The organism is Cupriavidus sp. 05N40, from assembly GCF_056397305.1.
The window spans coordinates 87,282-100,744 of record NZ_JBFTND010000002.1 but is presented as its reverse complement, the minus strand read 5'-3'; the positions used below and the strand labels follow the sequence as shown (position 1 = coordinate 100,744).

Genomic DNA, 13,463 nt, shown 5'->3' with positions numbered 1-13,463 from the left:
ATTGGAAGCGCCGGGAATCAACGCCCCTGGAAGCGCGGTGCGCGCTTTTCGCGGAATGCGGCAAGGCCTTCGGCGCGGTCGAAGGAGGCGGAATACAACTGGCTCAGGTCCCGTTCCCGACGCATGGCCGCACCGTGGGGCTGCGTCGGCGCATCGCTGATCGCCTCTTTCATCCGCCCCAGCAGCAGCGGGCTCTTCGCCGCCAGGCGCTGCGCCAGGGCGGCCACCGTGGAGCGGAACGCCTCATCCTCGGCCACGGCCTGCACCAGGCCGATGGCCTGCGCGTCGCGGGCAGGGATAAGCTCTCCCGAGAACATCAGGTACTTCGCCATGGCAACACCGACCATCCTCGGCAGCCGGACGGTGGCACCCGCGCCGGGAAACAGGCCGTAGTTCGAATGGCCGTCGCCGAGCCTTGCCGATGCCGCGGCCACGACAAAGTCGCAGGCGAGCATCAGTTCCAGGCCGCCCGCCACCGTCACACCGTTCACGGCGGCGATGATCGGCTTGGGACAGAGTTCCATGGCATCCGTCAGGCCGGAAATGGTGCGCAGGAAGGCAGCGCTTGCCTCGGTACCGGCGCCGCGGCTTTCCGCCTCCTTGAGGTCGGCGCCCGCGCAGAACGCTCGCCCGGCCCCCGTCAGGACAATCACGCCTACCTCGGGATCACGCGCCGCGGCGGCGAATCTCTCCTGCAACGCGCTGACCAGCGAGCCCGAGAGTGCATTCAGGGCTTCCGGCCTGTTCATGGTCAACCACAACACACCACCTTCGTTGGCCATATCGACCACATTCTTTTGCTGCGTCGGCATATCTTCTCCTTGTCCGTTCAAGCGGTTCATTTGTACGCTGCCGCAGCCMTGCTGCCATATACGATCATCGGGTCTCTCCTTCCTGTTCCTCGAGGTCCTCGGGATATCGACTCAATGCCTGTAGCCGGCATCGATCCGGTCGAGCAGTCGCAGCAACGCCGGCCATTCGCGCTTGCCGAAGGTGCCGGCGCGGGCATCCATCGCCCGGACGGTGTCGTCGATCGCCTGCTGCGACGGCAGGACGACCTCCGCGCTGGCGGCCATGGCGTCGACCTGCGTGCGGCAGGCCATCTCGAGCCAGTAGATGCGGCTGAACGCCTCGGCCGCGCTCGGGCCGACCGCCAGCAGGCCGTGGTTGCGCAACACCACTACGTCGTGATCGCCGAGCGAGCTGACCAGCGGCGCCTGCTGCGCGAGTTCGACGACGGGGCTGTCGAAGTCGTGGTAGGCAGTCCTGCCGTGGAAGCGCAGCGCCGTCTGGGTCATCGGCAGCAATCCGCACGGCAGCGCGGACAGCGCCATGCCGGCGCGGGTATGGGTATGAATGACGCAGTGCACGTCAGGCCTCGCGCGGTGGATGGCGGTGTGGATCACCATGCCGGCGCGGTTGACCTGGTAGTCATGCTCGTTCAGCGGGTTCAGCAGGACATTGCCGTCGAGGTCGATCTTGACGAGGTTCGACGCGCAGACCTCGCTGTAGAGATACCCATAGGCATTGATGAGAAGGTGCTCGGTGCCGGGAATCCGCAGCGTGATGTGGTTGTAGATCAGGTCAGTCATCCCGTAGCGGTCGACGAGACGGTAGCAGGCGGCCAGTTCCTGGCGGGCCCGCCATTCGGCGTCGCTGACGGTGGCTCGTACGGCTTCGCGCGCAATGGTGAAAGGAGGGTTCATGTTCTCTGTAAGGTCTATTCGACGCGGACGTTGCCTGCCTTGATGACCCTGCCCCAGCGCTCGCTCTCCGAGACGAAGTAGCGATTGAGTTGCGCCGGGGTCATGACGTCGGACTCCATGCCGAACTCGGCGATCTGCCTGCGCACCTCGGGCTCGGCGAGGATATCGGTGACGGTATGGCCCAGCTTCTCCACCACGCCGGGCGGCGTCTTGCCGGGGGCGACGATGGCGAGCCAGGAATTCGCCACCACGTCTGGATAGCCGCTCTCCGCGAAGGTCGGTACGTCAGGCAGTGCCGGGACACGCTTCGTGCCGGTGAAGGCGATGGCGCGCACCTTGCCGGCGCGTATGTGCGGGGCGAAGAGCTGGAGGGTGTCGATCATGACTTCGAACCTCCCCGCCATCAGGTCCGGCAGCGCGGCCGCGGAGCCCTTGTACGGGATGTGCTCGAGCCGGATTCCCGTATTCATCGAGATCAACTCGCCGGCGAGGTTCGCCGTCGAACCGGAGCCCGAGCTGCCATAGCGAATCCGGTCCGGATGAGCCCTGCCCCAGGCCACCAGATCCGCGACAGAGTGGATCGGCAAGTCGGCATTCACCACGAGCAGGAGCGGCACGCGCGCCATCATGGCCACGCCCGTCAGGTCGCGGCCCGTGTCGTAGGGAAGCTTGCTGTAGAGCAACGGGTTGGAGATGTGCGCGGGCGAGGTGGCCAGCAACGTGTAGCCGTCCGGATCGGACCTGGCGACGTAGTTCGCGCCGACCTGCACGTTGGCGCCCGGCTTGTTCTCGACGTAGAAGCTCGTGCCAAGCCGCGCCGACAGACGGCTGCCAATGAGCCGCGAGACCGCGTCGATGGGCCCGCCGGGCACCGAGGGCACCAGGAGCCTGACCGGCTTCGAGGGATAGGCCGGCTCCGCGGCCTGAGATGCCGTGATGGCGCAACCTATCAGGCCGAGTGCCGCAAGCGTGCCGGCAAGGCACCTGAATCCGAAAGCTGCTCGCATGTTTCCTGTCTCCTGCGGGATGGACGTGAATGGTTTGCCGCTGGTCCGGCGCGCTCAGTCGAGCAGCGCGACCTGAACATCCCGCGCGCCCTGGTAGGGATTGCGGCCGTGCCATACCTGCAGGTTGTCCAGGACCATCACGTCGCCGTCGCGCCATGCCCAGCTATGGGTGTTCCGGTCGCATACGGCATTGATGTGGTCGACCTCTGCGGTCTCCAGGCGTTGCGCGCGACCGAGAAACATGCCGGTCGGGTAGCGCTGGTTCTTCCGGATCACCGTATCGAGCACTTCCGTGGCCGTGTGGGACCGGTGCAGCCCCGAGCGGTACAGACGCTGCCCGGTCTGCGGATGGTCAAGAAAAGGGGCAAGCGTGGCAAACACCGTCAGGGAGCCATCGTCGTGCCAGAGCGGCTCGAGGCTGCGCGCCGCGCACAGGGCTTCGACTTCCGCCGCACTGTCGGTGCCGAACGCATGGTTCCAGCCGTATTGATCCTGGTCGACATACGAGGCTTCGACCGTATCCGTCTTCGGTCCGTAGGTCAGGGCCGAGCGCACGCCCAGCGACTCGATCTTCGCGACCAGCTCCTCGCCCATCTGTGTCACGAAATTGCGCGCATCGGCAACGACGGTCTCGCCGCCCACCGGCGCCGTCCTGTGCGAAAAGAAGGCGATCCGCTTTGGAAACTGTCGCCGGTACGCCATCTCCGAATGCACGCCCAGCCCGACGCTGGCATCCAGGCGGGTCGCTTCCATCACACGTCCCGCGATCTGCATGCGTGGCGCACGTCCGCCGAGGTATCCGTCCTGGAACGGGGGAAGCTGGTCGATGATGTCGGCGAAGTCGGCGGTATCCGGTGTCGGAAAGCCCCGCAATACGATGCCGCCGTGGCGGCTGACGAGCGCCTCGAGCACGGGCATGGCGTTGCGCGTCCATGCGCGAAAGCGCGTTCTCTCCCGCAATGCGTCGCCGTACGGCTCGATGAAGAGCGGCGGCTGCCCCGCCGCGCGCTCATGGCACCGCACCCCATTTCCCAATGCCTCGACCAGTTCCGAAGCCACCGCGATCCGACTTTCGTTCATTTCGTCTTCCCTTTGCCATTCCGGCACCGTCCTGCCGCCCTCGCTCGCCCRGCGGGGTGACACAACTCTACGAAAGCCAGCCGGTGCCAGTGATTCCCCCGATATGCCAGGCGATTCCAAAACGGAATACTTCCGGGTCAACCCGAACCAACATAGTCCGGAGGAAGCTGGATGCGGATAGATGATCTCCGAGCGTTCGTACTCGTGGCACGACACGGCAGCCTGCACCGCGCAACGGCACAGGCCGGCGTGACGCAATCCGCGCTGTCGAAGGCACTGGCCCGCCTGGAGTCGGAAGCCGGGATACGGCTGTTTGACCGCACCGCCCGCGGCGTGGCGCTCACGCAGCCAGGGCAGTCGTTGCTCGCACGTGCCGAACAGGTCGTGCTTGCGAGCCACGATCTCATGGGCGAGCTGGAAGCCCAGCGTTCGGCGCGCGCGGGGAATATCCGCCTCGCGGGCACGCCCCACCTTGTCTCGGCGTTCCTGATGCCGGTGATCGCGCAGTTCCTGGCGAGCCGTCCGCTCGCCCGCTTCTCGATCGACACGAGCCTGACGCAAGGCGCACTGCAGGCGCTGCTGTCTGGCGAAGTCGACTTCGCGTGCGGAGGATTGCCTCCCGGCGTGCCTGACGGCCTGCTCCACGCCCCTCTGCAGCCGCTGGCCATGCAGATCGTCGCGCGTGCCGATCATCCGCGGCTGCGCGCATGGAAGACGCTGGCTGATCTGGCTGACGAGCGCTGGGCGCTTCCGCAACCGTCATCCAGCGTGTACCAGATCGTGCAGGAGGCCCTCGCCCGCCAGAAACTGCCGCCGCCACGCGTCGCCGTGGAGTGGAACGGGTCGGGCGGCTCGGTTGGCGAGCTGATTCGCAACAGCGACCTGCTCGGCGTCGTGGCGCAGCGCGCGTTGCAGCAGGCGGATGGACGCGACCTCTGCGTGGTCGGCGATCCCAGCCTGCTCCGGCAACCCGGGATCGCGCTGTTCTGGCGCGGTGACGCCTATCTTTCGCCGTTCTGCGTCGAATTCAGGGAAACGCTGCTTTCTCCGTTTCTGTCACGGGAGAGGGAATGCGCAGTCGCGTGACCCGGCCGGCGGCAATGGCCTGCGGATTCAACCGCGATCCGCACACCGATGGCGCACGCGCCAGCGACGTGTCATCGCAGGCCTGATCACACCCGCATCTCGCAAGTGCGGGGGGCGCCGGCGGCCGATAGTGCCGCTGGTTCGCCTGAGAGTCCGCTATTGCAATCGCCTGGAAACTGGTTATGCTTTGCACTGGTTTGAGATACCCCTAGATCGTGCGTCATATCGTCCGCCGGCATTCGTGGATTGCCGGACTCCTTCTGCTTGTGTTCCTGTCAGTCCAGCTGGCAACGGCCGCTTACGCCTGTACGATGGGCCTGAGCGAGCCGGCAGGACAGGCGCCGATGGAGAACATGGTGTCTTGCGCGGACATGGCCGACCAGGATGCCGCGCAGAACGATGGCCAGAAAGCGCTTTGCATGAGCCATTGCCAGGCTGATGCAAAGCACGCCGATCTCTCCGCGCCACAGATTCCGGCGCATATCCCGCTCCTCGTCAGCATCCTCGTCGAGCCCCCCGTACTGGATGCCGCGCCGCTGATCGCCGTGCGCGCGCAGACCCAGCCGCGTGCGCCGCCACCGCCGCACGCCATTCTCCACTGCTGTTTCCGCACCTAGCCTCCGAAGCTACGCCACATCTTTGTCGCTCCCGACCTCTCGGGAGTGGTGGTCGTTGTTTCCGGAGGCTTTATGTCATTCCCGCGTTATCTGCGGCGGGCGCTGCTTTGCGCGTCCGCCCTCGGCATGTCGGTGTCGCTTGCTGCGCCACCGCATGCCGCCCCTGTTCTATCCATCGAAGAGGCCGCCGCACTTGCAACGGCGCATGCGCACGATGCCGAGGATTCGCACGGTGCCATCGAAGCGGCCGTGCAACAGGCTGTTGCTGCAGGCCAGTTGCCCGATCCCGTCTTCAAGGTTGGACTGAACGATGTGCCTGCCGATGGCCACGACAAGTTCTCGCTGAGTCGTGACTCCATGACCACGCGTTCGGTCAGCGTGCTGCAGGAATTCACGCGCGCTGACAAGCGACGGGCGCGCGCCGCGCGCTTCGAGGCAGAAGCCGCTTCCGCCGATGCGCGACGCATGGTCGGCGTGACCAATGTCCAGCGCAGCGCCGTGGCCGCGTGGATCGACCGCCGGTACGCCGAGCAGGCGGCCGCACTGCTTGGCCACCACGCGCATCCATTGAATCTCGCGCTGGAAGCCGCCAATGTGGCCTATCGCAGCGGCCGCGGCACGCGTGCCGACGTGCTGTCCGCGCAACTGGAAGTGCAAAAACTGCTCGACCGTGAAGGCGAGAACCAGGCGGCGCTCGACACCGCCCGCGTCAATCTGTCGCGCTGGATAGGCGCGGACGCCGCGCGTCCGCTCGGCGAAAGCCCTGCGCTGGCCGTACCGGATCGCATCGGGCAACTCATCCGTACGCGCTACGACGGCGTACCGGAAATTGCCGCGGCCCAGCGCGCCGTTACCCTTGCAGAGAGCGAAGTGCGCGTGGCGGACGAAGCGCGCAAGCCCGACGTCGCGGTCGAGCTGATGTATAGCCAGCGCGGCTCGGCGTACTCCAACCTGGCGTCGATCAACGTGAGCTTCCCGCTGCCGTGGGATCGCGCCAACCGGCAGGACCGTGAAGTGTCCGCACGGCTCGCACAGGCCACGGAGGCGCGCGCCAAGGCGGAAATCATCCAGCGCGATACCGACGCGGTAGTCGGTGCGCGCCTCGCGGAGTTGCGTCGCAACCTGGAACGCCTCAAGCGCTATGACGACGCCACGCTGCCGCTTGCCAACGCACAGGCGGATGCCGCGCTGACGGCCTACCGCGCCAACACGGGTTCGCTGCTGGCGGTGGCTGAAGCCAATCACCGCGCCATCGATACCGCGCTGGAACGCCTGGCCCTGGAGCGACGCACAACAAGGCTCTGGGCCGAACTCACCTTCCTGACGCCCCTGCCCACCGCACAAACCGAACCGGCTACCAAGGATCTCAAATGAGCCCACGACTAAAGATCGCCATGGCGTGCCTGGTTCTGACCGGTGCGGCCGGATATGCGGGCTATCGCTTCGGCGTTTCGCAGGGAATGCCTGCCATGCCCGGCAAACCGGAGACCGGCGCGACAGCGAAAGCCGGCGATATCGAACCACAAGCTGGAAGGAAGGTTCTCTACTGGCACGACCCGATGGTGCCGGGGCAGCGCTTCRACAAGCCGGGCAAATCGCCTTTCATGGATATGCAACTGGTGCCGGTCTATGCCGATGGCGACGGTGCCGGCAATAGCGGTGTCACCATCGACGGCCGCGTCACGCAGAACCTGGGCATCCGCACGGCAGAGGTGAAGTCCGCGCGTATCGCCTCCGTGCTAGAGGCACCCGGCAATGTGGCGATCGACGAGCGCAGCGTCCAGGTCATCCAGGCGCGCACCACCGGCTTCGTGCAGCATGTGGGCGTGCGGGCCACACTCGATCCGGTGCGAAAGGGCCAGGCATTGATCACCCTCTACGCACCCGACTGGGTGGCGGCACAGGAAGAATACCTGGCCGTGGCGCGGCTGCCCCAAGGGCTACAGGGCGACCTGGCGGGTGCGGCAAAAGCGCGCATGCTGCAAGCCGGCATGACACCTGGCCAAGCCGATGCGGTCGCCCGGTCGGGAACGCTGCAGACGGGCCAGGGCATCGCCAGCCCGCTCGATGGCGTGGTGACCGAAATCGCGGTACGCGAGGGCATGACGGTGACCCCGGGCATGACACTGTTCCGGCTGGCGGATCTCGGCCAGGTATGGGTGATTGCGGAAGTGCCCGAGGCCCAGGCGCGTGGCATCGCACCAGGACAGGCCGTCACGGTGTCGGCCGCCGCCGCCCCGGAGCCCGTGACCGGCAAGGTCGATGCGATTCTGCCCGACGTCAATCCGGCCACGCGCACCATCAAGGTCCGCATCGTCTTGCCAAACAGGCAGCACAGGCTGGCGCCCGGCATGTTTGCCAACGTGCGTTTCGACAGCGGCGACCGGCAGGACGTGTTGCAGATTCCATCCGAGGCCGCGATTCGTACGGGTCGGCGCACCATCGTCATGGTCGATGCAGGTCCGCAAGGTTATGTGGCCACCGAAATCCGCACAGGTCATGAATCCGACGGCATGACCGAAGTCCTCTCCGGATTAAGCGCCGGTCAGAAGGTCGTGACCTCCGGCCAGTTCCTGATCGATTCCGAAGCGAGCCTGCGCGGCACGTCGGAGCGGCTGGTATCGCCCGCCGGTGCATCCCCGCCCGCCGCGGCGGTGCAGGAATACGAAGGCACCGGTCGCATCGAGGCGGTCAATGCCGACGGGCTGACGATCTCGCATGGCCCGATTCCCGCCGCGCAGTGGGGCGCCATGACCATGGATTTCGCCGCACGCGACGCTGCATTGCTCAAGGGATTGAAGCCGGGCGATCGTATCCGGTTCCGTTTCCGCCTGGAACAGGACGGCGCGGCCACGCTATCGTCGGTAAAGCCGGCTGGCGCCGAAGGAGCCAAGCCATGATTGCGCGCATCATCCTGGCATCGATACGCAATCGCTTCCTGGTGCTGCTGGCCACAGTCATGCTGGCCGCGTGGGGTCTGTGGGCGATCCACGGCACGCCGCTCGATGCATTGCCGGACCTGTCCGACACACAAGTCATCATCCGCACACCGTTCCCGGGGCAAGCGCCGCAGCTTGTCGAAAACCAGGTTACCTATCCGCTCACCACCACGATGCTGTCGGTGCCGGGGGCCAGGACGGTACGGGGCTACTCCTTCTTCGGGGACTCGTTTGTCTACGTCCTGTTCGAGGACGGGACCGACCCGTACTGGGCTCGCTCGCGCGTACTGGAGTACCTGAACCAGGTGCAGTCCCGCCTCCCGGCAGCGGCCAAGCCAGCATTGGGGCCCGACGCAACCGGCGTGGGCTGGATCTATGAGTATGCGCTGGTCGACCGGACTGGCCGCCACGACCTGAGTTAGTTGCGCGCCTTACAGGACTGGTTCCTGCGCTTCGAGCTGAAATCCTTGCCGAACGTCGCCGAGGTAGCGTCGCTGGGCGGCATGGTCCGGCAGTACCAGATCGTGCTGATGCCTGACCGCCTGCGCGCCTATAACCTCTCGCAGGCCAAGGTGCTCGCCGCGATCCGCGGGGCCAACCAGGAGGCAGGCGGATCGGTACTGGAGCTTGGGGAGGCCGAGTACATGGTCAGGGCCTCGGGCTACCTGAAGACGCTCGACGATTTCAGGCAGGTACCGATCGAGGCCAGCAGCGCGGGCATCCCTGTCCGCCTGGGGGATATCGCCACGATCCAGCTCGGGCCGGAGACGCGACGCGGCATCTCCGAGCTCGACGGCCAGGGCGAGGTGACGGGCGGCGTCATTGTGATGCGCTCGGGCAAGAACGCGCTGGAAACTATCGATGCGGTCAAGGCCAGACTGGAAGTGCTCAAGAAAAGCCTGCCTGCCGGCGTCGAGATCGTCACCACCTACGATCGCTCCGGGCTGATCCACCGTGCAGTGGACAATCTCACCCACAAGCTCATCGAAGAATTCATCGTCGTTGCGCTGGTGTGCCTGGTGTTTCTGTTTCACCTGCGCTCCGCCCTGGTGGCCATCGTGTCGCTGCCCCTTGGCATTCTGGCCGCGTTCGTCGTCATGCGGTACCAGGGCGTCAATGCCAACATCATGTCGCTGGGCGGCATCGCAATTGCGATTGGCGCGATGGTGGATGCGGCCGTCGTGATGATCGAGAACGCCCACAAGCATCTGGAGCACTGGCATGCCAGCCATCCTGGCCAGCCGATGTCCGGGGCAGAGCGCTGGCGCGTGATTGGCGAATCCGCTGCGGAGGTGGGTCCGGCATTGTTCTTCTCGCTGCTGATCATCACGCTGTCATTTGTGCCGGTGTTCACGCTCGAAGCCCAGGAGGGTCGGCTGTTCTCGCCCCTGGCGTTCACCAAGACGTACTCGATGGCGGCAGCGGCTGGCCTGTCGATCACGCTGGTGCCGGTGCTCATGGGTTACCTCATTCGCGGCCGCATCCCCGGCGAGCACGCCAATCCGCTGAACCGCTGGCTGATCCGCGCCTACCAGCCCGTCCTGGCGAAGGTACTCCGCTATCCGCGAACCACCGTCGTCCTGGCAGCCATCGCCCTGGCGGCAACGGCCTGGCCAATCGCGCGGATCGGTGGCGAATTCATGCCACCGCTGGACGAAGGCGACCTGCTCTACATGCCCTCGGCGCTACCCGGCCTTTCGGCTGGCAAGGCCGCGCAGTTGCTGCAGCAGACAGACCGCCTGATCAAGTCGGTTCCGGAAGTCGCCACCGTCCATGGCAAGGCTGGTCGCGCCGACTCGGCTACCGATCCGGCGCCGCTGGAGATGTTCGAAACCACGATCCAGTTCAAGCCGCGCAATCAGTGGCGTGCCGGCATGACCCCGGACAAGCTGGTGGAAGAACTCGATCGCGTGGTGAAGGTGCCGGGCTTGTCGAACCTCTGGGTGCCGCCGATCCGCAACCGCATCGACATGCTGGCCACCGGTATCAAGAGCCCGGTTGGCATCAAGGTGGCGGGCACCGACCTGAAGGAAATGGACCGGCTTGCCACCCGCATCGAGGAAGCCGTGAAGTCCGTCCCCGGTGTCACGTCCGCACTGGCGGAGCGGCTGACCGGGGGACGCTACATCGACATCGATATCGACCGCGCGGCCTCGGGTCGCTATGGTCTTAATATCGGCGACATACAAAGCATCGTGTCCTCGGCAATCGGTGGCGACAACGTCGGCGAAGTGGTGGACGGGTTGGCGCGTTTCCCGATCAATCTGCGGTATCCACGCGACTATCGCGATTCCGTCGAGCAACTGCGCAGCCTTCCGGTCGTGACGGATCGTGGACAGCAGATCGTCCTGTCCGATGTGGCGCGCATCCAGGTGGTGCAGGGGCCGCCGATGCTGCGCAGTGAAAATGCCCGGCTGTCGGGATGGATCTACGTCGATATCCGCGGGCGCGACCYGCGCTCGGCCGTGCGTGACATGCAAGCCGCAGTGGCCAGGGCGGTGCCGATGCCGGCCGGCTATTCGCTGAGCTGGTCCGGGCAGTTCGAGTATCTGGAACGCGCAAGTGCGAAGCTCAAGGTGGTGGTGCCATTCACGCTGCTGATCATCTTCGTACTGCTCTACCTGGTATTCGGCCGCCTCGACGAGGCGCTGCTGATCATGGGGACGCTGCCGCTGGCGTTGATCGGTGGCTTCTGGCTGCTTTACGTGCTCGGCTACAACCTGTCCGTGGCGGGCGTGATCGGCTTCATCGCACTGGCCGGCGTGGCGGCCGAGTTCGGCGTGATCATGCTGCTATACCTCAAGAACGCCTGGCACGACCGACAGCAGCGAGGAGAGACGGACGTCGCTGCACTGCTTGCCGCCATCCAGGAGGGCGCGGTGCAGCGCGTGCGCCCCAAGGCCATGACGGTGGCCGTCATCCTTGCCGGGCTCATCCCGATCATGTGGTCGCATGGCACCGGTTCGGAAGTCATGCAACGCATTGCGGCACCGATGGTCGGTGGCATGATCACGGCGCCGCTGCTGTCGCTATTCGTGGTACCCGCCGTGTACCTGCTGATGCGCCGTCGCCAGGCGACCACATACCCCGCCCTTACCCACCCGACTCTCAAGGAGGAAACATGAAGACGCCCCTCGATGCCGTTGCGATTGCGCTCGCGCTCGCTTTCGGTCTGGTGCCTGCGGCATTTGCCGCGAATATGGATGGCATGGACATGAAGCCCGCGACCGGCGCCGCGAAGGCGCCTCAACCCGTCCCGGCCGAGATTCGCAAGATCGACGCGGCAACGGGCAAGGTCACGCTCAAGCATGGGCCGATTGCCAACCTGGGCATGTCCGCGATGACCATGGCATTTCCCGTCAAGGACCCCGGAACATTGAAGAACCTGAAGGAAGGTGACAGGGTGTCGGCAACCTTCGACACCTTGGACGGCAAGGCAACGGTTATCGAGCTGAAGAAGTAACCCGATGCAATCCAGAGGTCTGGCAGTGCCGCCAGTCATGCAGCCAGCCTGACCTCTGGAGATGCAGAAGCATGGGGGGCCGTGAGCTGCGAGCTGCTTAAGCGGGTTGCATGGTTTCCATTGTTCGACTATATTCGAAAAATGGAAACAAATAACGCCCTGGAAGCGCTAGCCGCGCTCGCTCACGCCGTCCGCCTGGCCGTGTTCCGCCTGCTCGTGCAGGCGGGGCCCGAAGGTCTGCCAGCGGGCCGCATTGCTGAATTGATGGAGACGCCGGCCTCGTCGCTGTCGTTCCACCTCAAGGAATTGCACCGGGCGGGCCTGCTGGCAAGCCGGCAGGAAGGCCGGTCGATCATCTACATGGCTCGCTTCGAGACCATGAATGCCTTGCTTGGCTACCTCACCGAGAATTGCTGCGGCGGCGCGCCGTGTTCGCCGGTGCCCTCCTGTTCCGTTGCCGCGGGGTCCTGAATTGGCGAGCAGACCGCGGAGTCGGGCAATGAGCACAGTGCAACGGACTGCCGCGGCAACGCAGGCCAGTGCCATCGGCTTCTTCGAGCGCTACCTGACCGTCTGGGTTGCGCTCTGTATCGTCGCTGGCATCCTGCTCGGCCAATGGCTGCCGGCGGTCTTTCAGGCCATCGGTGCCATGGAAGTCGCCCAGGTGAACCTGCCCGTGGGCGTGCTGATCTGGGTCATGATCATTCCGATGCTGATCAAGATCGATTTTGGCGCCATGGGCCAAGTCGCGGGCCACTGGCGCGGCATCGGCGTGACGCTCTTCGTGAACTGGCTCGTCAAGCCGTTCTCGATGGCACTGCTCGGCTGGATCTTCGTGCGCCATCTGTTTGCGGGCTGGCTACCGGTCGACCAGCTCGACAGCTACATCGCCGGCCTGATCCTGCTGGCCGCCGCGCCCTGCACGGCCATGGTGTTCGTCTGGTCGCAGCTGTGCAAGGGTGATCCGTATTTCACGCTCTCGCAGGTGGCGCTCAACGACGCCATCATGGTCGTGGCGTTCGCGCCCGTCGTTGGCCTGCTGCTGGGCCTGTCGTCGATCAGCGTCCCATGGGACACGCTGATCGCTTCGGTCGGGCTCTATATCGTGATTCCGGTGCTGATCGCGCAGGTCATCCGCAAGGCGCTGCTGGCGCGCGGCGAAGCCACCTACCAGCGTGTCACCGGCGCCTTCGGCCCCTACTCGATTGCCGCACTGCTCGCGACGCTCGTGATGCTGTTCGGCTTCCAGGGCGATGCCATCGTGGACCAGCCGCTGGTCATCTTGTTGCTGGCCGTCCCGATCCTGATCCAGGTACTGCTGAACTCCGGCCTGACCTACCTGTTGAACCGCAAGCTCGGTGTTGCCCACTGCGTGGCCGGCCCTTCGGCGCTGATCGGCGCGAGCAACTTCTTCGAGCTGGCCGTGGCTACCGCCATCAGCCTCTTCGGATTCCGGTCCGGTGCGGCGCTCGCCACCGTCGTGGGCGTACTGGTCGAGGTGCCCGTGATGCTGTTCGTCGTGGGCATGGTCAACCGCTCGCAACGCTGGTACGAATCGCCTTGAG

General features: G+C 65.4%; 11 protein-coding genes and 1 pseudogene. 8 read left to right on the top strand and 4 right to left on the bottom strand.

The annotated features are described in order from the left end of the window. Nucleotides 1-17: 17 nt before the first annotated feature. The 4 genes from AC1DO7_RS01075 to AC1DO7_RS01060 form a co-directional block, all read right to left on the bottom strand. Entirely contained in the window at nucleotides 18-812 is a 795-nt protein-coding gene (locus tag AC1DO7_RS01075) for an enoyl-CoA hydratase/isomerase family protein (protein WP_477115691.1), read from the bottom strand. Between the two features lie 111 nt (nucleotides 813-923). Then, nucleotides 924-1,706, bottom strand: coding sequence for a class II aldolase/adducin family protein (locus AC1DO7_RS01070; RefSeq protein WP_441613996.1), 783 nt, complete (start codon nucleotides 1,704-1,706; stop codon nucleotides 924-926). Between the two features lie 14 nt (nucleotides 1,707-1,720). Further along, the gene (locus AC1DO7_RS01065) at nucleotides 1,721-2,713 is read right to left on the bottom strand and encodes a Bug family tripartite tricarboxylate transporter substrate binding protein (protein WP_441613995.1); all 993 of its coding nucleotides are present in this window, start codon (nucleotides 2,711-2,713) and stop codon (nucleotides 1,721-1,723) included. 54 nt (nucleotides 2,714-2,767) lie between these two features. Further along, a complete protein-coding gene (locus tag AC1DO7_RS01060; protein ID WP_441613994.1) occupies nucleotides 2,768-3,820 on the bottom strand; it encodes a TauD/TfdA family dioxygenase in 1,053 nt (350 codons plus the stop codon). Nucleotides 3,821-3,964: 144 nt separating this feature from the next. On the opposite strand from AC1DO7_RS01060, the gene AC1DO7_RS01055 reads away from it, so the two are divergent. The 8 genes and pseudogenes from AC1DO7_RS01055 (at nucleotide 3,965) to arsB (ending at nucleotide 13,462) form a co-directional block, all read left to right on the top strand. Continuing rightward, complete coding sequence (locus AC1DO7_RS01055; RefSeq protein WP_441613993.1) at nucleotides 3,965-4,879, top strand: LysR family transcriptional regulator; 915 nt, start codon at nucleotides 3,965-3,967, stop codon at nucleotides 4,877-4,879. Nucleotides 4,880-5,223: 344 nt separating this feature from the next. Further along, nucleotides 5,224-5,496, top strand: coding sequence for a hypothetical protein (locus tag AC1DO7_RS01050; RefSeq protein WP_441613992.1), 273 nt, complete (start codon nucleotides 5,224-5,226; stop codon nucleotides 5,494-5,496). A gap of 72 nt (nucleotides 5,497-5,568) precedes the next feature. Further along, entirely contained in the window at nucleotides 5,569-6,870 is a 1,302-nt protein-coding gene (locus AC1DO7_RS01045) for a TolC family protein (RefSeq protein WP_441613991.1), read from the top strand. Next, a complete protein-coding gene (locus tag AC1DO7_RS01040) occupies nucleotides 6,867-8,396 on the top strand; it encodes an efflux RND transporter periplasmic adaptor subunit (protein ID WP_477115690.1) in 1,530 nt (509 codons plus the stop codon). Before AC1DO7_RS01045 ends, AC1DO7_RS01040 begins: the two co-directional genes overlap by 4 nt. Next, nucleotides 8,393-11,560: pseudogene (locus AC1DO7_RS01035) on the top strand (efflux RND transporter permease subunit). Before AC1DO7_RS01040 ends, AC1DO7_RS01035 begins: the two are co-directional and overlap by 4 nt. Beyond that, the gene (locus AC1DO7_RS01030) at nucleotides 11,557-11,898 is read left to right on the top strand and encodes a copper-binding protein (protein WP_441613988.1); all 342 of its coding nucleotides are present in this window, start codon (nucleotides 11,557-11,559) and stop codon (nucleotides 11,896-11,898) included. The pseudogene AC1DO7_RS01035 and the gene AC1DO7_RS01030 overlap by 4 nt, the downstream one beginning before the upstream one ends. 141 nt (nucleotides 11,899-12,039) lie before the next feature. Continuing rightward, nucleotides 12,040-12,369: an ArsR/SmtB family transcription factor gene (locus tag AC1DO7_RS01025; protein ID WP_441614073.1), complete on the top strand. Its 330-nt coding sequence runs from the start codon at nucleotides 12,040-12,042 to the stop codon at nucleotides 12,367-12,369. A gap of 28 nt (nucleotides 12,370-12,397) precedes the next feature. Continuing rightward, nucleotides 12,398-13,462, top strand: coding sequence for an ACR3 family arsenite efflux transporter (gene arsB, locus AC1DO7_RS01020; RefSeq protein ID WP_441613987.1), 1,065 nt, complete (start codon nucleotides 12,398-12,400; stop codon nucleotides 13,460-13,462). Nucleotide 13,463: the final 1 nt, after the last annotated feature.